The 19,908-nt window shown below is 66.5% G+C and carries 19 protein-coding genes; 7 read left to right on the forward strand and 12 right to left on the reverse strand.

Features of this window, described 5'->3' with window-relative positions; genetic code table 11:
• Window positions 1-70 precede the first annotated feature (70 nt).
• On the forward strand, window positions 71-1,186 hold the full coding sequence (locus tag QNN99_RS15845; protein WP_229967873.1) for an FUSC family protein: 1,116 nt from the start codon (window positions 71-73) through the stop codon (window positions 1,184-1,186).
• Here QNN99_RS15845 and QNN99_RS15850 read toward each other — a convergent pair.
• Window positions 1,183-2,055 (reverse strand): DUF6707 family protein, encoded by an 873-nt coding sequence (locus tag QNN99_RS15850; protein WP_229967875.1) that lies wholly within the window; start codon window positions 2,053-2,055, stop codon window positions 1,183-1,185. The two genes, QNN99_RS15845 and QNN99_RS15850, sit on opposite strands and share 4 nt — an antisense overlap.
• Before the next feature lie 60 nt (window positions 2,056-2,115).
• Window positions 2,116-2,655: an NUDIX hydrolase family protein gene (locus QNN99_RS15855; RefSeq protein ID WP_229967877.1), complete on the reverse strand. Its 540-nt coding sequence runs from the start codon at window positions 2,653-2,655 to the stop codon at window positions 2,116-2,118.
• Window positions 2,656-2,770: 115 nt separating this feature from the next.
• Between QNN99_RS15855 and QNN99_RS15860 the strand changes: the two genes are divergently transcribed.
• Both QNN99_RS15860 and QNN99_RS15865 read left to right on the forward strand, forming a co-directional pair.
• On the forward strand, window positions 2,771-3,499 hold the full coding sequence (locus QNN99_RS15860; protein WP_229967885.1) for a YdeI/OmpD-associated family protein: 729 nt from the start codon (window positions 2,771-2,773) through the stop codon (window positions 3,497-3,499).
• 114 nt (window positions 3,500-3,613) lie between these two features.
• Window positions 3,614-4,495 (forward strand): class II glutamine amidotransferase, encoded by an 882-nt coding sequence (locus tag QNN99_RS15865; RefSeq protein WP_269439248.1) that lies wholly within the window; start codon window positions 3,614-3,616, stop codon window positions 4,493-4,495.
• Window positions 4,496-4,558: 63 nt separating this feature from the next.
• On the opposite strand, the gene QNN99_RS15870 is transcribed toward QNN99_RS15865, so the two are convergent.
• Window positions 4,559-5,686, reverse strand: a complete 1,128-nt coding sequence (locus tag QNN99_RS15870; protein ID WP_229967887.1) for a glycoside hydrolase family 76 protein — start codon at window positions 5,684-5,686, stop codon at window positions 4,559-4,561.
• A gap of 190 nt (window positions 5,687-5,876) precedes the next feature.
• On the opposite strand from QNN99_RS15870, the gene QNN99_RS15875 reads away from it, so the two are divergent.
• Window positions 5,877-6,650: a 3-hydroxyacyl-CoA dehydrogenase gene (locus tag QNN99_RS15875; protein ID WP_229967889.1), complete on the forward strand. Its 774-nt coding sequence runs from the start codon at window positions 5,877-5,879 to the stop codon at window positions 6,648-6,650.
• A 172-nt stretch (window positions 6,651-6,822) separates the two neighbouring features.
• Window positions 6,823-8,034: an acyl-CoA dehydrogenase family protein gene (locus QNN99_RS15880; RefSeq protein WP_229967891.1), complete on the forward strand. Its 1,212-nt coding sequence runs from the start codon at window positions 6,823-6,825 to the stop codon at window positions 8,032-8,034.
• A 69-nt stretch (window positions 8,035-8,103) separates the two neighbouring features.
• On the opposite strand, the gene QNN99_RS15885 is transcribed toward QNN99_RS15880, so the two are convergent.
• The 4 genes from QNN99_RS15885 to QNN99_RS15900 are packed head-to-tail and all read right to left on the reverse strand — an operon-like array spanning window position 8,104 to window position 13,605.
• A complete protein-coding gene (locus QNN99_RS15885; RefSeq protein WP_229968001.1) occupies window positions 8,104-10,035 on the reverse strand; it encodes an IucA/IucC family protein in 1,932 nt (643 codons plus the stop codon).
• A 2-nt stretch (window positions 10,036-10,037) separates the two neighbouring features.
• Window positions 10,038-10,619 (reverse strand): GNAT family N-acetyltransferase, encoded by a 582-nt coding sequence (locus QNN99_RS15890; protein WP_229967893.1) that lies wholly within the window; start codon window positions 10,617-10,619, stop codon window positions 10,038-10,040.
• Window positions 10,616-12,130, reverse strand: coding sequence for a lysine N(6)-hydroxylase/L-ornithine N(5)-oxygenase family protein (locus QNN99_RS15895; RefSeq protein WP_229967895.1), 1,515 nt, complete (start codon window positions 12,128-12,130; stop codon window positions 10,616-10,618). Before QNN99_RS15895 ends, QNN99_RS15890 begins: the two co-directional genes overlap by 4 nt.
• Window positions 12,127-13,605, reverse strand: coding sequence for a pyridoxal phosphate-dependent decarboxylase family protein (locus QNN99_RS15900; protein WP_229968003.1), 1,479 nt, complete (start codon window positions 13,603-13,605; stop codon window positions 12,127-12,129). The genes QNN99_RS15895 and QNN99_RS15900 overlap by 4 nt, the downstream gene beginning before the upstream one ends.
• Before the next feature lie 333 nt (window positions 13,606-13,938).
• Between QNN99_RS15900 and QNN99_RS15905 the strand changes: the two genes are divergently transcribed.
• Window positions 13,939-14,412: a hypothetical protein gene (locus QNN99_RS15905; RefSeq protein ID WP_229967897.1), complete on the forward strand. Its 474-nt coding sequence runs from the start codon at window positions 13,939-13,941 to the stop codon at window positions 14,410-14,412.
• A gap of 48 nt (window positions 14,413-14,460) precedes the next feature.
• Window positions 14,461-14,766: a hypothetical protein gene (locus QNN99_RS15910; RefSeq protein ID WP_229967899.1), complete on the forward strand. Its 306-nt coding sequence runs from the start codon at window positions 14,461-14,463 to the stop codon at window positions 14,764-14,766.
• Window positions 14,767-14,812: 46 nt separating this feature from the next.
• On the opposite strand, the gene QNN99_RS15915 is transcribed toward QNN99_RS15910, so the two are convergent.
• From QNN99_RS15915 to QNN99_RS15935, 5 genes are all read right to left on the reverse strand, one after another.
• Window positions 14,813-15,727 carry an NADP-dependent oxidoreductase gene (locus tag QNN99_RS15915; protein ID WP_229967901.1) on the reverse strand — a complete coding sequence of 305 codons (915 nt, stop codon included), beginning with the start codon at window positions 15,725-15,727 and terminating at the stop codon, window positions 14,813-14,815.
• A 65-nt stretch (window positions 15,728-15,792) separates the two neighbouring features.
• Complete coding sequence (locus QNN99_RS15920; RefSeq protein ID WP_229967903.1) at window positions 15,793-17,043, reverse strand: TspO-related membrane protein; 1,251 nt, start codon at window positions 17,041-17,043, stop codon at window positions 15,793-15,795.
• Between the two features lie 159 nt (window positions 17,044-17,202).
• Entirely contained in the window at window positions 17,203-18,108 is a 906-nt protein-coding gene (locus tag QNN99_RS15925; RefSeq protein ID WP_229967905.1) for an RluA family pseudouridine synthase, read from the reverse strand.
• 125 nt (window positions 18,109-18,233) lie between these two features.
• The gene (locus QNN99_RS15930) at window positions 18,234-18,764 is read right to left on the reverse strand and encodes a MarR family winged helix-turn-helix transcriptional regulator (protein WP_229967907.1); all 531 of its coding nucleotides are present in this window, start codon (window positions 18,762-18,764) and stop codon (window positions 18,234-18,236) included.
• A gap of 174 nt (window positions 18,765-18,938) precedes the next feature.
• Window positions 18,939-19,850 carry a DNA-formamidopyrimidine glycosylase family protein gene (locus tag QNN99_RS15935; RefSeq protein WP_229967908.1) on the reverse strand — a complete coding sequence of 304 codons (912 nt, stop codon included), beginning with the start codon at window positions 19,848-19,850 and terminating at the stop codon, window positions 18,939-18,941.
• Between the last annotated feature and the right edge of the window lie 58 nt (window positions 19,851-19,908).

The raw sequence follows: 19,908 nt of genomic DNA on the forward strand, positions 1-19,908 counted from the left end.
CGGTGGAAGGTGCGGTTTCGGCCGCCCCCACCCACCCAGCCTCGAAGGCATGTGAAAGGCTGAGCCGCCCGTGAATCACCTGCGCGACATGTTCCGGATCGCCCCCGCGAACAACGACCACCAAGTGGCGGTGCGCTGCGGGCTCGGCGTGGGCCTGCCCCTGCTCCTGCTGCTGGGCCTCGGCCGGATTGACCTGGCGATTTTCGCCACCTTTGGCGCCTTCACGGGAATCTACGGGCGGAACGAACCGCACCGCCAGCGTTTCGGCCACCAGCTGCGCGCCGCGGCCCTGATGCTGGCAGTGATCACTGCAGGCGCCCTGACCTCCCGGCTGGATCCCGGCCCGTGGGAGATCGTCCTGGGGACCACTGCCGTGGCCGGGCTGGGAACCCTGGCCACCGGCTTCTGGCGGCTTCGTCCGGCGGGGTCGCTGTTCCACATTTTTGCCTATGCTGCGATCTCCTCCGTTCCGGGCCAGCCGCCGCTGTGGCAGGCGTTGCTGGCCGCTGGCGCAACGGTGGCCTTCTCGCTTCTGCTGGGGCTCTCCGGCTGGCTCCGGCCTGCGTACCGCACGCCCTGGGTGAAGCCGAACCGGCCGCGTTTCACCTGGCTCCAGCGCCGGGCCATCTACGCCGACGCCGGGCAGTACGCCGTTGTCGCCGCCGTTGCCGGCTCGATCGCCACGGCCATGGGCATCGGCCACAACTACTGGGCCATGGTCGCGGCCACCGTGCCGCTGGTGGGGCTGACGGTGCGCAACCGCATGTACCGCGGGCTGCACCGGATCCTGGGCACCTTCGCCGGTCTGCTGTTGACCGCGCTGATCCTGCTGCCGGGGCTTGAACCCTGGCAGATGGTGGTGGTCATCGCGCTGCTGCAGTTCGGCGCGGAATTGCTCGTTGCCCGCCAGTACGCCCTGGCGCAGGTGGTCATCACTCCGCTGGCGCTGGTCAGCACCGAGCTGGCGCACCCGAGCAACGCGGTGCTGCTGATTCAGGACCGCGCCGTGGAAACAGTCATCGGGGCAGCCGTGGGCATGGCCATGGTGCTGGTCATCCACGTGCACAACCGGCGTCTCGGCCGGCGCCGACTGGCGGCAGCCCGGTCCGTTGCCGCGCCGGCCGGTGCCGGGCCGGCCGGTGCCGGGCCGGCCGGGGTCCGGGACCCCGGCGCCCGGCGTTCCTAAAGATCCAGGTTCAGGCCCCGCACGGCGATCAGTTCGTTGCGGATTCGCCGTTCCAGCTCGCTTTCCGAAAGCGTCTGGGATCCGCCGTGCGCCCGCAGGTACAGCAGGGCATCGAGCCGCAGCACGCGCCAGTCGCGTTCGCTGTGCCCGTCACCGGCCTCCGCCGAACGGTGGATTTCGCGGTCGTACAGGTTGGGTTCATTCAACTGGCGCTGCAGCAGCTCCGCTGCGAGCTTGGCCTTCAGCGGATCACTCTCAGCGGCGTCGCCGGCCCGGACAGCCTGCGCATAGGCTGCGGAGGTTTCGGCGTCTCCGGCCTCGTGCGTGATGTGGGCGGCCAGCGCCAGCGCGTTCTGAATCCAGTTCCACCGGCCGAAGTTTCCATCGAACGGAAGTCCGGTGATGATGTTGCAGACCTGCAGCGCGTTTTCGGAGTCATCCAGGTCCACGTACAGCGTGTGCGCCAGATCCCGGACATCCCGCAGGTTGCTTCCGGACTTCACGTTCAGGCCGCGGCCCAGCCGGGCGGCCAGTTCCTGGACGTGGTGGTCCTCCGGATGCGCCGCAGCCGCGCCGCTGACGACGGCGGCATAGTTCTCCTCATCCGCCGGCACCATGCGCACGGCATCGGCCGGGGACCCCGAGGGGGCAGGAGCCCGGACCCGCACGGAGGATCCGTAGGCAAGGCGGAGTTTCATTCCGTCCTCGAGGACGAGCTGGACGAGCGCGGGTGCGCCGAAGTCGTCGTTCTCCACCGAGCTGTCCCGGACCGAAGCCAGCGAGGTGCTTTCATGCACCGGGATTTGTCCGGGCGCAAGCAGCTCGGCATTGACCCGGAATGTGTAAGATTCCGGTTGGCTCTCGGTCATGGCAGGTTCCTTCGCGTCGGGCAATCGGCCCCCAGTATATAAAGAAGCGGTAACGCGCGCTCAGCGTCCCCAGCTGGCCGAGGCCAGGGCCTGCCGCAGCAGGTCCCCGCGGCCGCCGGCAAATTCGGCGTAGATCTCCGGACTCAGGGCCTCTTCGGGCGTCAGCCAGGACAGCTCCAGGGCATCCTGGCGGGGTTCGCATTCACCCGTGACGGGAATGAGGTAGGCCAGCGCGACGGCGTGCTGGCGCTCATCGGTCAGCCCGGACTGCGAGGGCGAGGGGAAATACTCGGCCACGGCAAACGGCGTCAGGGCCGGCGGCAGCTGGGGGAAGGCCATCGGCCCCAGATCCTTTTCGAGGTGCCGCAGCAGGGCCGCGCGGATGGTTTCCCGGTACATGACACGACCCGAAACAAAGGTCCTGACCATCTTGCCCTCGTCGGTCGCCTGCAGCAGCAGGCCGACCTCGGTGACGTAGCCCAGAGGATCGCAGCGGACCGGCACGGCCTCCACATAGACCATGGGAAGACGCTGTCTCGCCTCATACAGGTCTTCTTCGGAAAGCCAGCCGGGATAAGGATCAGGGGTACGAACACTCATAGCAGTGTTCTATCGCAATCCGGCGGGGGCACTGAGCCGACGCGCGGCGCTTTGGCCCTCGGCTGAACTGGCGGACCCTTTCAGCAGTGCGTGCCTCGGGCTTAACCTCGTGCACATGAGCAGCTCGCAGAAGGAGCCGACGGCGTCCGGCCCGGCGGCCAAGCAGGCCAAGCAGGCCAAGCAACCGACGCAGGCCAAGCAGGCCAAGCAACCGACGCCGCCCAAGCAGCCCAAGGCACCGCAGCCCAAGCAGCCCAAGGCGCCGCTGCCCGAGCTGCTGCTGCCGCACGCCGAAGCGTGGCGCAGCTGGCTGGAGACCCACCATGCGGACTCCCCGGGGGTGCAGCTGGTCCTGGGTCGCAAGGGCGGAAGCCTCACCGCGCTGTCCTATGACGGAGCCCTGCAGGAGGCCCTGTGCTTCGGCTGGATAGACGGGCAGGCCAATCGGCGCGACGAGGAAAGCTACTTCCAGCGGTTCACCCCGCGGCGGCCGCGCAGCATCTGGAGCCGGCGAAATGTCGGATTCGTGGAACGGCTGGAAGAAGCAGGCAAGATGCGCCCGGCCGGCCGTGCCGCCGTCGAGCAGGCGAAAGCCAACGGGCGGTGGGAGACGGCCTACGCAGGATCGGCTGCCGCTGAGGTTCCCGAGGACCTGCTGGCCGCGATCGCCGAGGTGCCCGCGGCGCAGGCCATGTATGAGGTCCTGACTTCCCAAAACCGGTATGCCCTGTTCTTTCGGATGAACGTAGTCAAAACCCCTGCCACCCGGGAGCGCAAAATCGCGTCACTGGTCCGGATGCTGGCGGAGGGCAAATCCCCTTATCCGCAGCGCAGGGCTCCCTGACAGGCCGGCCCTTGCCTTTGCCTGAGCGCCGCGGGAGGCTGGAACGATCACGCACGGTCAGAGGGAAATCCCGCGGCGGGACCGTCTTGCAGCGGCGAATCCAGGAGGTTCACCATGTGTCGGCTCTTCGCTATGCACGCCGGGGCAGATCCGGTCAAAGCCACCTTCTGGCTCCTGACCGCGCCGGACAGCCTGGCCCAGCAGAGCCGGCGGGAAGCTGACGGCTTCGGTATCGGAGCCTATGACCGCGAGGGCCGGCCGGTGGTGGAAAAGGCTCCGATCGCGGCCTATGAGGACAAGCAATTCGCCGCCGAAGCCCGGGACCTGGAGAGCATCACGTTCCTCGCGCACGTACGCTATGCCAGCACCGGCGGTGAGCTGAAGGTAAACACCCATCCGTTTGAACAGGACAACCGCCTGCTGGCCCACAACGGAGTGGTCGAGGACCTGGACCGGCTCGACGTCCGGCTGCGGCAACTGGGCGTGATGGATCTGGTGAAAGGCGAAACGGACAGTGAACGGGTGTTTGCGCTGATCACGGCCGAGGCGCGCAGCAACGGGGGCGACGTCGATGCCGCCATCGCCTCGGCCCTGAGCTGGGTTGCCGAGAACCTGCGGCTGTTCGCGCTGAACATCATTGTGACCACCGCGGCGGACCTTTGGGCGGTGCGCTACCCGGACACCCACCCCCTTTACGTGCTGGAGCTTTCCGCTGACGACCCGCACAGCGGCATGACAACCCAGCGGATCAGCGTCCGGAGCCAGGAGCTGAGCGACAAGCAGCGCCCTGCCGTGCTGCTGGCCACCGAAAAAATGGACGACAACCCCAACTGGCGATTAATGAACTCCGGGGAACTCCTCCACATCAAGCCTTCGCTGCAGATCGAGACCAGTTATCCGCTGCCGCCGTCTCCGCGCCACCGGCTGACACTTGCCGATCTCAACGACCGGGCCGCAGCGTCGCAGCGTCCCCTGAAAGCCGGCAGCGTCCCCTGAAAGCCGGCCGGGTCCCCGGGGCGGGCTGGCTGAGCTGGGCTGGGCTGAGCGCCCCGCGGCGCGTCAGCTGAGCCCGCGCCGGACCCGGGCTGCCGCTTCCAGGATCATCCAGGCCGAAAGCTGGGTGGAAAGGCCGACGCCGGTTCCGGCCGGATAATGCCGGTCCGCCGGTTCCAGCGGATGCGGGGAGAAAACCGTCCGCTGCCCCCGCTTGGTCCGTCCCGCCCAGAGTGCCTGCGCCGTTGCGGTGACCAGTTCAGCGGCCTGCTCCCTCCGGTCCTCGGGAAGGGTTGGCGAGAGCGCTGCCAGAGCCAGGTAACGGCAGAGAATTCCGGTGAACAGGCCGGCGTCTCCCGTGCCGTGCGTAATCAGCACGGCGGTGCCCGCATGGCTCAGCTCATTGCTGATGGCTCCGACCAGCTCTGCGGCGCGGGAGAGGTTTGCCGGACCGCCAAGCTCCAGCAGCGCACCGAGGACCGGGCCCTGGTTGTAGGTGTAGACGGCCCGTTCCACAGCGGTCTCCCCGGAGCTGCCGTCCGCTGCCTTGACGCCGTCGAGGTACAGGCCGGTGCCGGGATCGAGCAGAACGGTGTTGAGCCAGTCGATCAGCGACTGGGCGCGCTCGCGTTCACCGCTTCGCGCGAAATGCAGCGCCGCCGGGGCCGTTGCCGGAGTGTTCTTGAAGGTGCGTCGCCGGTTCCAGTACAGTCCGCCGCCAAAGTCCAGGGTGTGGGCTGACCGCAGGGCGTCACCGAGTGCTGCCAGCATTCGCGGGTGCTGGCGCCCGTGCGCCGCTGAGGCACCGCCGTCGTCGTCCTGATTCCGCTCGGGTCGGACGGGCACGAGCGTATCCAGTCGGTGGACGGCCAGCGCCAGCCAGGCCATGTCGTCGAAGTACCAATTGGTGGCCCGCAGCCCGTTCCGGAGCCGGATGGTGCGCACCAGCACATGGGCCTGCCGAGCCGCGCCGGGAGCTCCGCGCAGGGCGGCATCGACCAGCACATCCACGTAGTGCGCCTGCCACCAGTAGTGCCAGGGCCCGGGCAGCACGCGCCGGGGCCTGGGGTTGTCGACGGACGCCAGCGTGGTGCCCGGGAGGCGGAGCAGGGGCCGGGCGTAGGCAGCCGTGACGGAAGCGGCGGCGTCGTCTGCGCGGGCCTGGATTTCGTGCAGTGGTTCCTCGGGAAGCATGCGCACCACCCTAGACCTGTCGGTGCCGCCGTTACAGCCGAGGGGTCAAGCCCGGAGCGGAAGCGGTGCCGGAGGGCCGGCGTTCAACCGGCGCCGCCGGGCCGCCCGGCTGAAGATGCGATGTGTGGCGGATCACAGTAGGCTCAATGTGCCGCCGCAGGGGCGGGCAGTAACTTTCACAGGAGAACGCATGGACATTTCTGGCGCATCGGCACTCGTTACCGGAGGTGCCTCCGGGCTGGGGCGGGCCACGGCCCGCAGGCTGTACGACGCCGGAGCGTCAGTAATCCTGGTCGACCTTCCGTCCTCCGGCGGGCTGGCTTACGCCGCCGAGCTGGGCGATAACGCCCGTTTTGTTCCCGGAGACGTCACCGACGCCGGCCAGATGGCGGCGGCAGTGGAAGCTGCCATGAATGCAGGTCCGCTGCGCGTGGCCGTGAACTGTGCGGGCATCGCCACTCCGGGCAAGGTGCTGGGCCGCAACGGTGTGCTGCCGCTGGACGATTTTGCCCGTGTCATCCAGGTGAACCTGATCGGCACGTTCAATGTGTGCCGGCTTGCGGCGCAGGCCATGGCCGAGACGGATCCGGTGGAAACGGGCGGCACTCCGGAGCGCGGGGTCATCATCAACACCGCCTCGGTTGCTGCTTTCGACGGACAGATTGGGCAGCCGGCGTACGCCGCGTCCAAGGGCGGCGTGGCGGCCATGACGCTGCCGCTGGCACGGGAACTGGCCAGACACCTGATCCGAGTGGTCACGATCGCCCCCGGAATCTTCGAGACCCCCATGATGGCGGGCCTGCCGCAGGAGGCCCAGGACTCGCTGGGCAGCCAGGTGCCGCATCCCTCCCGGCTGGGCCGGCCTGATGAATACGCGGCCCTGGCCGCGCACATCATCGAGAACCAGATGCTCAACGGCGAAACAATCCGGCTGGACGGCGCCATTCGGATGGGACCGCGCTGAGTTGGCTCTTGATTCTTCAGCTCCGTCCACTTTTCCACGTCCTTCCGCCCCTTCCGGCTCCTCCGCCCCTTCCGGCTCTTCCGCCCCTTCCGGCTCTTCCGCCCCTTCCGGCTCTTCCGCCCCTTCCGGCTCTTCCGCCCCTTCCGGCTCCTCCGCCCCTTCCGGCTCCTCCGTGGCCCCGCCCGATTCAGCGCTTCCGAACGCCGATTTTTATGCCTTCGAAGACCTGCTGAGCGCCCGGGAACAGGAGAAACTCGCCGAACTGCGGGCGTTCCTCGCCGCGGAGGTCGCCCCGTATGCTGCCCAATGGTGGCAGGACGCCCGGTTTCCGACCGAGCTCCTGCCCAAACTCGCGGCGCTGGAGCTCTCGACTCCCGTGCAGCAGGGCTACAGCCCACTGTTTGCCGGGCTGGTGATCGCTGAAATGACCCGGACGGACACCTCCATTGCAACGTTCTTCATGGTCCACCACGACCTCTTTGTGGAGGCCCTGCATGCCTTCGGCTCCCAGGACCAGAAGGACCGCCTGCTGGCCGACGCGCTGGCGCTGCGGATCACCGGAGCCTTCGCCCTGACCGAGCCGGCCCACGGTTCCGACGTCGCCGGAGGCATGGAGACCACCGCCGTCCGGGACGGGAATTCCTGGATTCTCAACGGCAGCAAACGCTGGATTGGCAACGGCACCTTCTGCGACTACATGCTGCTGTGGGCCCGCGAACCGGAGACCGGAAAGATCCGCGGGTTCCTGCTGGATGCCTCGCTGCCCGGTGTGCACCGCAGCAGAATCGAAAACAAGACGGCCCTTCGCACCGTGCAGAATGCCGACATCACGCTGACCGGCGTCCGTGTCCGCGAAGCCGACCGGCTGGCCGGCATCGACAGCTTCGAGGACATCAAGCACCTGCTGCGCGGGTCCCGCATCATGGTGGGCTGGCAGGCGGTGGGCACCCAGCTGGCCGCCGTCGATATTGCCCGGGCCTATGCCGTGGAGCGGCACCAATTCGGGCGGCCGCTGGCGTCGTTCCAGCTCGTCACCGAGCAGCTGGTGCGGATGCTCGGCAACACTGTGGCGAGCACCGGCATGCTCGCCCGCGTCGCCGAACTGGAACGCGGCGGCTACCCTTCGGCGGGCAACCGGACCGCCGCCAGGAGCGAATCCGACGGCATGGCGCAGGCGGCGCTGGCCAAGTCCTATGCCAGCCGCAAGATGCGCGAAACCGTGGCGCTGGGCCGCAGCATCCTGGGCGGCAACGGAATCGTGACGGACTACCGCATGGCCAAGGTCTTCGCCGATGCCGAAGCCATTTATACGTACGAGGGCTCGTACGAGATCAATTCCCTCATTGTGGGCCGCGACATCACCGGGATCTCGGCGCTGCGCTGACCCGCAGAACCGCTGACCCCGCAGACCCCGGTGCACCTGGGAAATCCGGGCACCGGGGTCACCGGCGGGTCAGCGGCGGAAGCGTGCCAGCGGGTTGTCCAGCCGGCCGGAAAACTGCAGCCCGCCCGAGGGATCGCTCAGGTCCAGCATTTGCTGGTTGTTGCGCAGCTGCAGCCGGTTCAGGCAGGAGAGGACAAAATCTTCGGCGAAGAGGTCGTGGGTGGCGAACTCGGCTGCCAGTTCCGGATGCGCGTCCTGGTACTCCAGGACCAGCGATGCCACGGTTTCCCAGAACTTGCCGGTCTCCAGCTGCCCGTCTTCCTCCAGCAGGGCCGCCAGGAAACGGAAGATGCAGTCGAACACATCGGTGAAAATCGAGAGGACCTTGTCGTCCTGCGGGATGTCTATCCGCACGCGGGTGCAGTCCTCCGGCAGGGGAGTGCGGTCGCCCATCACCACGATTTCCTCAGCGATGTCCTTCATGATCATCCGCTGGACTGCTCCGTTCCGGAGCACCATGATCAGGTTCTCGCCGTGCGGCATAAAGGCGAGTTCATAGGCATAAAAGCAGTGCAACAGAGGCACCAGGTAGGCCCGGAGATACTGCTCCAACCACGCCTGGGCGCCGAGTCCGGACTGCTCGATCAGCGCTGAGGCCAGCGGCCGGCCGCCGGCATCGGTGTGCAGCAGGGAGGCCATGGTGGCCAGCTGCTCACCGCTGTCCAGCCGTTCGAGAGGACTCTCCCTCCACAGGGCGGAGAGCATCTTGCGGTAGGCCGAGCCCTTGGGGGAGCCGGCCTCGAAATAGCGGTTCGTGTAGCCGACTGCGGCATTCTCGCGCAGGATGCTGAAACCGGCCGCCTGCAGGGTTTTGTCGTTTCGGACCAGGCCGTCCAGCCAGTCGTTGATGGCCGGGGTTGCCAGCATGTATTCGGGGGAGAGGCCGCGCATAAAGCCCATGTTCACCACGGACAGTGCCGTTTTCACGTAGCACCGGTCCGTCCGGTCCCGGTTGAAGAACGTCCGGATCGACTGCTGCGCCTGATACATGTCGTCGCCGGTTCCCAGATGCACCAGATGCCCCTGCGCAATTTCCGCCGCGAAGGTCACGGTGAGCTTATTGGTCCACTGCCACGGATGGACGGGCATGTACAGGTAATCGGCGGCATCGGCTCCGAGGCTCCCCAGCCGGGCGTCAAAGCCGGCGACGGCGGCGGCACCCAGCTCGTTCTCCAGATGGGTCCGGTAATCCAGGCCGGGGAGGGAGGTGAAGACGGAGCGGTCGCGGCGGACGGCGATCCACTCCAGATGCACGGGAGCTCCTGCTTCCGGTGCGTAGGCGAGGTAATCGTCCGATCCGAAGCCGAGCCGGCCGTTGTTGGCAACAAAGCAGGGATGTCCCTCGATCATGGAACGCTCAACCGCCTGGAAATCGGCGGCGGGATCCAAGCCCTTGGTGGCTCCGCGGGCCAGTGCGTCCGACGACGGCGCACCCGGGTAATTCTTGAAGGCGTGGGAGGCCAGCGTGCTGCTGATTTCCTCGAGGTAGACGGGCAGCATCTGGTCGTTGATGCCCAGCGTGGCGGAGAACTCGGTGATGAAAACCAGTGCGTCCAGCGACGTTTCAGTTCCTCCGGCAAACCGTTGGATGCTCGCGGCGGGAATCGACCAGTGGTCAAGTTCAAGCAGCCGGGCGGCAAAGCGGTACTCGGCACCGCCGTCGTCGGACACCAGACGGTAGGCGGCCTCCGTGGCCCGTGCCGGTCCTGCGGCCATGACTGCCGACGCCCGTGTCGTCGCCGGTGCGGCCGCGGTGTCTGCCGCCGGGCTGACCGGTTCCGGGGCGAGGATGCGCTCGTGCGAGAACTCCGCCAGCGCCTTGCGGATCAGGTGCCGGTTTGCCGTGGCCCACCGCTCGGGTGTCAGGTGTGCGGTCGTCGAACCGGCGGGGGCTTCCGCGGGGAAGTCGATGGCGTCAGATGTGGTGTTGGAAAAGATCATGGTCACGGGGCAACTCCTGAAACAGCGTCGGTGGGGTGTGCGGCGGGGACGGCGGCGTCGGCAGACTGACGGCTGCGGGCATAATCCCCGCGGGTGCAGAAGCTGAGCAGGGCGTCCTTGTCCGGAAGGGAGATGGTCTTGGCCGGTACGAAGCCCATCCGGGCATTCAGCGCGGCGATTTTGGTGTTGCGGACGTCCGGCTCCACGACAATGCGTTGCGTGCGCTCCTGGGCGAAGAGGAAATCCAGGACGGTGCGGAACACCGCCGTGGTGAATCCGGACCGCGGCTGTTTTGCCGGGCCCACGAGGAGGTGCATGCCGGTGTCTCCGGGCCGCACTTCATAGAGTCCGGCCAGCGGCGAGTGTGCCGGGGCGTACGATTCCATCAGGAACGCCGGTGTGCCGTCCTCCAGTCCCAGCCAGGCATGGTGATGCGGGTCTTCGGCTATCCGGGTGTATTCGGCTTCCACCTCCGCACGCGAGGCAGTGGTCATGCCCCAGAAGCGGGCGTAGTCGCGGGCCATCCAGTCGTGCAGCAGGGGTGCGTCACGGGCGGCATCCACCGGAACGATCGTGAAGTTCATGCCGACACCCGGTCGCCGTCGGGCTGCCGCACGGGGGAGGCTGCGGGGGAGGCCGCAGGGGAGGCTGCAAGGGACGCTGCTGGGGGGCCTGCAGTGGAACTTGCGGGGGAGCTCGCTCCGGCAGGCACGCCAAACTCCTGGAAGGCGATGCTGCGCTCCACGGGGTAGTGCTCGCGACCGAGCATCTCCCGAATGATGATCGAGTTCCGGTAGGCGGCCATCCCCAGGTCGGGGGTGACGAAGCCGTGGGTATGCAGCTCGGCATTCTGGACGAAGATCTCGCCCGCAGCGGTGCCGATCCCGTAGTTGCGGTCCACATCGAACCGGCCGGCGGCGTCGCGCTTGAGGCGCTCGCCGATTCCGGCCAGGAACTCCGGTTCCCGGTAGGAGTAGCCGGTGCCGAGGACGACGGCGTCGGTCTCCAGCAGGTGCCCCCGGTCCTGTTCATCGTGGTGCAGTTCCAGGGTGTGCCGGCCGGTTTCCGGATGATAGCGGGCCGCGCGCAGCTCCATGTGGGTCAGCAGCCGCGTCCGGGGTTCTCCGTTCAGGCTCAGTGCATACAGGGTGTCGTAGATTTCGTTGATCAGCTCGGAATCGATGCCCTTGTAAAGGTTCTTCTGGGTGGCCACCAGAGTGTCCCGGGTGGTTTCCGGAAGGGCGTGGAAGTAGTCCACATACTCCGGGGACGTCATTTCCAGGGTCAGCTTGGTGTACTCCAGCGGGAAGAAGCGCCCCGACCGGGTCACCCAGTTCAGCTCGTAGCCGTGAGCCGGCAGATCCTGAAGCAGATCCAGGTAAATCTCCGCGGCACTCTGGCCGCTGCCGACCACCGTGATGCTCGAGCGGGATTGCAGCTCGGCCTTCCGTGCCAGATAGTCGGCGTTGTGCAGCACCAGGCCTCCGGCGTCGGTGATGCCGCGGGCTGCGGGCGGGATGTGCGGGGATGTTCCGGTGCCCAGGACCAGGCGGCGGCCGAGCCGGATCCGGGGTCCGCCGGGACCGTCGGTGTGCACCGCGTACACACCGTCGTCGTACCGCACCCGGGCCACGCGCTCGCCGAAGTGCACGTTGGGCAGCGCATCGGCCACCCACTGGCAGTAGGCGTTGAACTCGGCCCGGAGCGGATAGAAGTTCTCCCGAATGTAGAAGCGGTACAGCCGTCCGGTTTCCTTCAGGAAGTTCAGGAACGAATAGGGCGACGTCGGATCGGCCAGCGTGACCAGATCCGCCATGAAGGGGACCTGCAGGTGTGCGGAGTCCAGCATCATTCCCGGATGCCAGTCGAAGCCGGGCCGCTGGTCGACGAACACCAGGTCCAAATCGGCTATCGGCTCCGTGAGTGCGGCGAGTCCCAGATTGAAAGGCCCGACGCCGATGCCGACGGCGTCGTACACGTGCCCCTGCGGCGGCGCGGAGGCTGCCGGAGAAGTTGAGGGTGCCGGGAAAGTTGACGGTGCCGGAGAAGCTGACGGTGCCGGGAGGGAAGAGTCGAAGGGGGCAGGGGGGTTCATGCGGCGGCTCCTGCCAGGTAGTTGTCTCCGGCGGTGCGGATCAGCGCAAGGATTTCGCTGACATCCTCGAGCGTGGTTTCGGCGTTAAGCAGGGTGAATTTCAAGTAGTGGCGGCCGCCCAGCGTGGTTCCGGCAACCACTGCTTCGCCGGAGGCAAAAATGTCCTTGCGGATGCGCTGGTTCATGGCGTCGGCGGTGTCGGCATCCACGCCGGCGGGAAGGTAGCGGAACACCAGGGTGCTGAGCTGTGCCGGTGCCGCGAGGTCGAAGTCGGGATCGGCGGACAGGATGCCGGAAACGTCGGCGGCCAGGTCCACGGCCGCGTCGAGAAGGAGCCCGATGCCGTCGGCACCCATGAGCCGCAGGGTGAGCCAGAGTTTCAGCGCATCGAACCGCCGAGTGGTCTGGAGGCTCTTGTCGACCTGGTTCGGAACCAGTTCCCGGGCGGCGCTTTCCGGATTGAGGTAATCCGCATGGAACGTGACATGCCCGAGCATCGCGGTGTCGCGCACCAACAGCGCACTGGAGGAAACGGGCTGGAAGAACGTCTTGTGGAAGTCGACGGTGACTGAATCGGCGGCATCGATGCCCTCCAGCAGGTGCCGGTGCCGCAGGGAGGTGATGAGCCCGCCACCGTAGGCGGCGTCCACATGCAGCCAGGTGTCGTGCTCGCGGGCCAGGGCCGCGGTGGCGGACAGCGGGTCGATGCTGCCGAAGTCGGTGGTGCCGGCGGTGGCAACTATGGCCATCGGAGTTTCGCCGCGCCCGATGCTGGTCTCCAGGGCCGCACGCAGGGCCTCGGGATCCATCCGGCGGGAAGAGTCGCACGGAACGGGCACGACGGCGTCGTACCCCAGTCCCAGAAGCGATGCGGACTTGGAGATGCTGAAGTGGCTGGCCTCTGAAGTGAAAATACGGAGGCCGTCCAGCAGTGCCGGAAGCCGCTGGCCCTCGTGGCGCGGATCCAGCCGCAGTTTGGATACGGCGGAATTTCGGGCGATCAGCAGGCCCTGCAGGTTTGAGGCGGTGCCGCCGCTCGTAAAGACGCCGTCTGCGGCGGGGCCGAGTCCCAGCCGCTCAGTTGTCCAGCGGATCAGGCGCCGCTCGATCAGCGTGGCGCCTGCACTTTGGTCCCATGTGTCCAGCGAGGAATTCACGGCGGACAGGATCGCCTCGCCCACGAGTGCCGGAATAACCACCGGGCAGTTCAGATGCGCCGCGTACTTGGTGTCGTGGAAGTACACAGCGTCCTGCAAATAGGCTCCGGCAAGTTCCTGCAGTGCTGCTGCGGTGTTCGACAGCGGTGACTCCAGGTCTATGCCGTCCACGGTTGGTGCCAATTGTGCCGGAGTGGTTCCCGTGAACGGTTTGGTGGTCCCAGCGACCGTCGCCGCCACCAGCTTCACGCCCTGAACGACGTCGGCGGTGTAGCGTCCGGTGGTCCGCGCGTTGAACAGGTGGCTGGCGGCGGCCATTTCCAGTTCGACCTGCGCTGCCAGGTCTGCGCGCTCTTCAGTGTGGTGCAGCAAGGTCACTGCGACTCCCTCGGTTTTAGAGTAGATAACTCAGGCAACCCTTACTTAGGGTGACCTTTACGTCAAACTAATGTGACGTAATTGGATTTCGACCCGAAATACCGCGGTTTATGGCTAAAATTACGCGCGGAACAAGGAGGCTTTTTTGCCCCGGAGCGGTCCGGGTGGTGCTGGAACCGGGATGTCAGTAGGCTTACTAAAAAGGTCTGCCGAACCTCCCAGCTGCGATTCGTGGGGGAACGGCGGGCGCACGCAGACGGAAAGGCAGAGTTGATGGACGAGCAGAGCATTCCCGATCCCGAGCTGGGCAACGACCCCGCACTGGCCGACGATTTTGCCGACGTCGTAACTCCGGACGAGGTCGCCGACGTTCCGCTGGACGATCTGGCGGACGCTGATGACCTGAGCAACGCTGATGAGTTCATTGACCCCGAAGACCTGAGCTATCCGGGGGCGGCGGAAGACAATCCGGACCGTTGGCAGGAGGACCCTTTGGTGAACGAAGAGCCGCTGGCGAACGAACCGGGCACGCTGTCGGACCAGACCCTGAGGGACGAAACCGCGGAAGAGCGCTTCGAGGAGGGGGACTCCCAGGTTCCTCCGGAGGTCCCCACCATTGGAGAAGCGGCCCTCGACGTCGACTTCGACGATCCCACCTCTGCGGATGAAGAGGACGGCAGCGACGACCCGGCGCACCTTGGCGGGGATCCCCTCGCTGACTTCGATCCGGAGAACCGCGAACTCTGAGGAGCTGCTCCGGCCGGGAAGATAGCAGGGACCGTCTAACCTGTGGTTATGCCTTCTTTTCGAGCCCAGCTGAACATCACGGGGCTGAAGCCCGGCATCCGGCCTGAAGCGGTGATGGAGACGGCAGTTGCCGCGGTGGCCGCCAGCCACCATGTCGAAGCCAACCAGCTCGATATCGTCAGCGGCATACCGCGCATCACCCTGCGGTTCATGGTTCCCGACAATGAATGGTCGTTGGAGAACTCCCAGGCGAAGCGCGCTGCAGCCAATATGCGTCACGCCGTGGACGGTGTCGCCGAGGCAGAGCGGTTGCGTGTCCTGCGGCGGCAGCGGGGCCGATGGGTTTCGCTCTGACCCGACTCGGCTGCAAGACCCGACCGGGCTGGAAGGCCCGACTGGGCTAGAAGAGCAGGACCAACCGGCCGCGGACACCGCCGGCTTCGAGTCGGCGGTGCGCCTCGGCAGCCTTGTCCGCCGACAGCCGATCAGCCACCCGGAGGGTCAGTGTGCCGTCCTCAGCGAGGCGGCGGAGCGCCTCCAGCTTTTGGCCCGAATGGTATTCGTCCCGGACGGCAATGGCATGCACCGTAATGCCGCGGCCCGGGTCCTGCTGCCACCACCGATAAGTGGCGAATCCGCCGCCGTCCTTCACCGCGGAGACGGCCTTTTCATTCATCACTGCGGCATCGGCGACGGCGTCGACTCCGTCCGGGAACAGCTCACGGACCTGCTCCGCGACGCCGTCACCGCGCTCCACCACGTAGTCCGGTCCCAGATCGGAGACCAGCGTGCGGTCCTTTTCGGCGGCGTCGGCCACAACCACCAAGCCCGCCTGCTTGGCCAGCTGCACGAGGTAGTTCCCCAGGGTTCCGGCCGCACCAGTCACCGCGAGTGACTGTCCCGGCTGCAGACCCAGTTTCTCGAGGGTCTGCACCGCCGTCAGCCCGTTCATGGGCAGTGTGGATGCCTCCGCGAAATCCCTACCCGCCGGAATACGTGCCAGCGAATCGGCAGGCGCCACCAAATACTCCGCATAGGCTCCCCGGTGCGCTCCCAGTGGCAGGGCGATGGACATGACCTTGTCGCCGATCTCCCACCCGCCGGCGTCGTTCGATTCGTCGATGATTCCTGCCGCGTCCATGCCGGGAATCGCCGGGAATTCAAGGTGTCCCTTGCCCTGCCCTCCGCTGCGCAAGACGGTGTCCGTCGGACTCACTGCCGCTGCTTTGACCCGGATGCGCACTTCGCCCGGCCCGGCATGGGGCTCGGGAACGTCCAATACGGTCAGGGCCTCCGGGCCGCCAAACTTTTCCACGCCGATGATCTTCATACCCGGCGGCAACGAACACGGATGCCGGAGTATTCCTTCCGGGCCACGGCCTACGCTTCTTCCTCCGCTGGCGGCTCGGCTTCCTGTTCCTGCTGGGGGTGACGTTCGTTCCACCGTCTTTCATGGTCCACCTGATGGCGGCGGGATCCGGCCGAGAGCAATACAAGGAAGGCGGAGCCTGCGGCCGCAGCACCAATAACCATCGATCCCGGCGTGCCTGCCAGCCGTTCCAAAGCCACGCAGGACAGCCCCCAGGCTGCGGCCACCGCCACGGCCAGGTGACCGCGATCCGTCATGCAGACCACTATGACGCCCATGGTCACCGTCACCAGTCCGATCAGGGCCCAGGCGACACCGCCCCAGCCGGCCAGATCCGCGTTCGTGGTGGTCAGGATGTGGGCAGCGGATGTGGTCAGCGAGAAGATGCCCGCGGCGAAAAACAGTCCGAGGGGGACATCGGCCAACCACCCCTCCGTCCGGGTTGCCGGCGGAATGCTGTTGCTCCGGTGAATGCACAGCAGCCCCAGTGCTACCTGGGCGACCGCGACCGCCAGCACACCTGCTGCCGTTCCGGCCGAAACGGCCAGCAGCCAGCCGAACGCCACTAATTCGGCTGCCAGGACAAGCCAGCCAAACCAATCGTGCCGCGAATTGGTGCGCTGTCGTGGAAGCCATTGGTAGACGGCGTATGCAAGCCATCCTGCGACTATCGGCAACCAGAGCCACCACACCATCGCTGCGGGAGCGAGCAGCGATCCCGTCGGGTCCAGGGCTCCCTGCAGGCGGGCGGCGGCCGATTCATTGTCCGCACTCACTGTGAACGCCGTGGACCATACCGCCCCTGCGGTTGCTGCCGACACGGCGACGCGGCGGATGAGCCGGACCGGGATGGCAGCCCGGCCTGACCTTGGTGACCGCGGCGGGTTCACCGTGCCGGTGGCCGCAGGATCAGACACGCCTTCGGACCTATCCGGCGCCGTTCCCCCGCGCTGCAGTTCAGCCGGCCTTCCTGCGGGTCCGCGTTTCGGTTTGGGCAGCGGCGTCAGTTTGGGCAGGTGTGCCGGCTCCGCTGGCTTCACCAGCCGTTTCGGAGCTGTCTTTCCGCTGGTGCCTCGCAGCGGAGGGGCCGGATCCGGAACCCCCTGCGGATCGGGAAAGGACTGTGCATCCTGACGGTGCTGAGCATCCGGAGCGTTCAGGTCCTCCGGGCCGTGCTGCGCATCCGGACGACGCTGCTCCACCGGACCGCGCTGCGTCTCCGGGCCGGGCTGCGGTGCGGACGGCTTCGACGGCGGATTCATCAGGGTCCTTCCCTGGGGAGAGCGTCCGCGGGCACTGCCCTGGACGTTTGCATCCAGCCTACCCATTGGCAACCCTAAACAGGGAAGAAATTCCTTACCTGCCGAAAGGCTGCAGGTGCGGTCCCCGCGGCCGGTCGTTTTGGAGATGATCGGGGCCGCTTAGGCCCCCGGCGCGAAGGCCAAGGAAAGACCGCTCTGGTACTGCACCGGCCGCTTCGTCAACGGATCCACAAACTCCACCGAGCGGGCGAGCAGCTGCAGGGGCCGAGAGTAGTCATCCTGCGCCTGGGGCAGCAGCTCCGGGTAAAAGGAATCGTTCAGGATGCCGATTCCCAGCGAGGCCATGTGCACGCGAAGTTGGTGCGTTTTGCCGGTGTGGGGCTGCAATCGGTACCTGCCCACGCCGTCGTGCGCTTCCAGGAGCTCGACACGCGTTTCCGCATTCGGCTCGCCCTCCACCTCCTGCGCCAGCAAATAAGTGCGTGACTTGATCATGCGGCTGCGCACGATCCGCGGCAGCTCCAGATCGGTGCGCACCGGTGCTACTGCCTCATACTCCTTGGAGATGCGGCGTTTTTCGAACAGCGTCTGGTATTTTCCGCGGGTTTTCGGATTTGTCGAAAAGAGCAGTACGCCTGCAGTCATCCGGTCCAGCCGGTGCATGGGAATGAGGTCGGGAATGTCCAGCTGCACCCGAAGCCTGACCAATGCCGATTCAGCCACGTACATCCCGCCGGGCGTAGTCGGCAGGAAGTGCGGTTTGTCGACAACCAACAGGTCCTCGTCCTGGTGCAGGATGTTGATGTCCACCGGCAGCCGTTTTTCGGGCGGCAACTCCCGGTAGTACCAGATGAACGTGTGCTCGTTCAGGGGGGTGCGGTGGGTCAGGGGAATGCCGCCCAGGCCCACGACCTCGCCCCGGGTGAACCGGTCCACTATTCCGTCCGGATCCACGTGGCCGAAGCGGGAGAGCACGTAGTCCATCGCAGTTTCCCACGGGCCTTCAACCGGCAGCCGCAGACGGGTCGCGTTCACGCCGTTGCGCACGGGAAGGGGAGATGACATCACCCTTCAAGACTACCGAGTGCGGAAGGGGGCGGCCGACGACGGCACCGGGCGCAGGAGGCCAGCTCACCGTCCATCCGGGGCACCGGCCAGTTAGCGGGCCGGTGCGGGTCAGTCAGGAGGGTTCAGGAAAGCGGGGTGTGGGGTGCAGCGCAGATGACGGTTTTTTCGTCCAGGGCGTCGGTTATCCGCTGGAGGAACCCGGCAATGATCTCCGCTTCCTCCGGCGACAGGGAGGCGGCTACCGCCATCATGCGCTCGTGCATCGGACCAAGAAACTCCCGCATTTCCGTGTCCGACTTCTCAGTCGGGACGAGTTCCAGCGCCCGTCGATCGGTGGGGTGCAGCCGCCTCTCAATGTGCCCGCTGCTGACAAGGCGGTCGATCAGAGCAGTGGTGGACGCGGTGGAGATGGAGAGCAGACGGCTCAAGTCCGTTGGCCCAAGAGCGACTCCCTGCTGGTGGGCACGCATCAAATGCCGGAGCGCCTGCATGTCTTTCTCATTGATGCCCAGCTCTTCGCGTGTCCGCCGGCGCATTTCCTGTTCCGCAGAGCGGTAGTCCCGCAGCGTATTGAGCACGGCCCGGGCGGGCTCCTGTTCCGGCCGGGTCGGATACCAGAAGCCTGTCACTCCGGAAGGGGAGGAAGGGTCCATACGGCTCATAGTACGGTGTGCCGGCTCAGAGTACGGTTTGCGGGGAATCGGCCGCGGACCGGCCGCGGATCGGCCGCGGATCGGCCGCGGACCGGCCGGTGACCGGCGGGGGCTAGGCGGGGGGGGGTAGGCGGGCCGTCGGCCACGGACCGGTGGGGGACCGGCGAGTTACAGTTAGGCGGGCCGAGTACCGGAGACGGGTTGGCAATGCGGACAGTAATACAGATCCCGCAACTCCAAGGCATTGTCTCCGACCAGTTCGTGGGCAACCTTCGTTCCGCACCGCAGGCAGCCGCGGGTCTCGCGGTTGTAGACCCACAGCGGATCTCGTCCCATGTTGCCGGTTGTGATTCTGCGGCTGCGGGCCTTGTTGGCTTCGAGCAGCCGCTTGGACAGATCAATGATGCGCTGCAGATTGGGGACCTCCCCCACAGGTGTCAGCGGATGGACTCCGGCCAGAAAACAGATTTCACACCGGTAGACGTTGCCGATCCCGGCCAGATTGCGCTGGTCCAGCAGCGCCAGGCCGATGGGCCGTTCGGGAACCGATTGGATTCGCCGCAGGGCTTCGGACGCATCCCAGTCCGGACCGAGCAGATCCGGCCCGAGGTACCCGACGGCGTCGTCCTCTTCGCTGCGGGGAAGGACCCGCAGGAAACCGAGGTCAAAGCCGACAATCTGCTTAGTCGACGTCTCCAAAATGCAGCGGGCCTTGAACGCCGGCCGCCGCCACCGCTCGCCGCGGTTGTAGACGTGCCACAACCCTTCCATCTTGAGGTGGGAATGCAGGATCCAACCGGTGTCCGCAGCATTCATAGCTGCAGAACCCGCAGTTGCCCGCCCCGTAGCTGCCCGCCCTGCAGGTACCCGCGCCGCTGCAGCGTCCACAGCTGAACCGGGCACACCTGAACCGTCCAAGCGGATCAGCAGGTGTTTGCCGCGGGAAACGACATCGGCAACTGTGTGGCCGGAGAAATCGGTGGTCGCGAATTTGGGAACGCGGATGTCGCACCGGGTGAGGGTCTGCCCTGCCAGGACGGTATTGAGCTCACGGGCAGCCCGCCAGACGGTATCTCCTTCAGGCACTGTCTCCTCCCTGGCCGGGCCCGGCCGCGCCGGTTAGTGGTCGCGGTGAATCCGACGG

It is taken from the genome of Arthrobacter sp. zg.Y820 (assembly GCF_030125555.1).
Lineage (GTDB): Bacteria > Actinomycetota > Actinomycetes > Actinomycetales > Micrococcaceae > Arthrobacter_B.

Bases quoted from the DNA above. Each gene is read 5' to 3' on its own strand.
- QNN99_RS15850 (WP_229967875.1), bottom strand. From the start codon at position 2,055: ATGACCGAGAGCCAACCGGAATCTTACACATTCCGGGTCAATGCCGAG.
- QNN99_RS15855 (WP_229967877.1), bottom strand. From the start codon at position 2,655: ATGAGTGTTCGTACCCCTGATCCTTATCCCGGCTGGCTTTCCGAAGAA.
- QNN99_RS15860 (WP_229967885.1), top strand. From the start codon at position 2,771: ATGAGCAGCTCGCAGAAGGAGCCGACGGCGTCCGGCCCGGCGGCCAAG.
- QNN99_RS15865 (WP_269439248.1), top strand. From the start codon at position 3,614: ATGTGTCGGCTCTTCGCTATGCACGCCGGGGCAGATCCGGTCAAAGCC.
- QNN99_RS15870 (WP_229967887.1), bottom strand. From the start codon at position 5,686: ATGCTTCCCGAGGAACCACTGCACGAAATCCAGGCCCGCGCAGACGAC.
- QNN99_RS15875 (WP_229967889.1), top strand. From the start codon at position 5,877: ATGGACATTTCTGGCGCATCGGCACTCGTTACCGGAGGTGCCTCCGGG.
- QNN99_RS15885 (WP_229968001.1), bottom strand. From the start codon at position 10,035: ATGATCTTTTCCAACACCACATCTGACGCCATCGACTTCCCCGCGGAA.
- QNN99_RS15890 (WP_229967893.1), bottom strand. From the start codon at position 10,619: ATGAACTTCACGATCGTTCCGGTGGATGCCGCCCGTGACGCACCCCTG.
- QNN99_RS15895 (WP_229967895.1), bottom strand. From the start codon at position 12,130: ATGAACCCCCCTGCCCCCTTCGACTCTTCCCTCCCGGCACCGTCAGCT.
- QNN99_RS15900 (WP_229968003.1), bottom strand. From the start codon at position 13,605: ATGGCCGCCGCCAGCCACCTGTTCAACGCGCGGACCACCGGACGCTAC.
- QNN99_RS15905 (WP_229967897.1), top strand. From the start codon at position 13,939: ATGGACGAGCAGAGCATTCCCGATCCCGAGCTGGGCAACGACCCCGCA.
- QNN99_RS15910 (WP_229967899.1), top strand. From the start codon at position 14,461: ATGCCTTCTTTTCGAGCCCAGCTGAACATCACGGGGCTGAAGCCCGGC.
- QNN99_RS15920 (WP_229967903.1), bottom strand. From the start codon at position 17,043: ATGAATCCGCCGTCGAAGCCGTCCGCACCGCAGCCCGGCCCGGAGACG.
- QNN99_RS15925 (WP_229967905.1), bottom strand. From the start codon at position 18,108: ATGTCATCTCCCCTTCCCGTGCGCAACGGCGTGAACGCGACCCGTCTG.
- QNN99_RS15930 (WP_229967907.1), bottom strand. From the start codon at position 18,764: ATGGACCCTTCCTCCCCTTCCGGAGTGACAGGCTTCTGGTATCCGACC.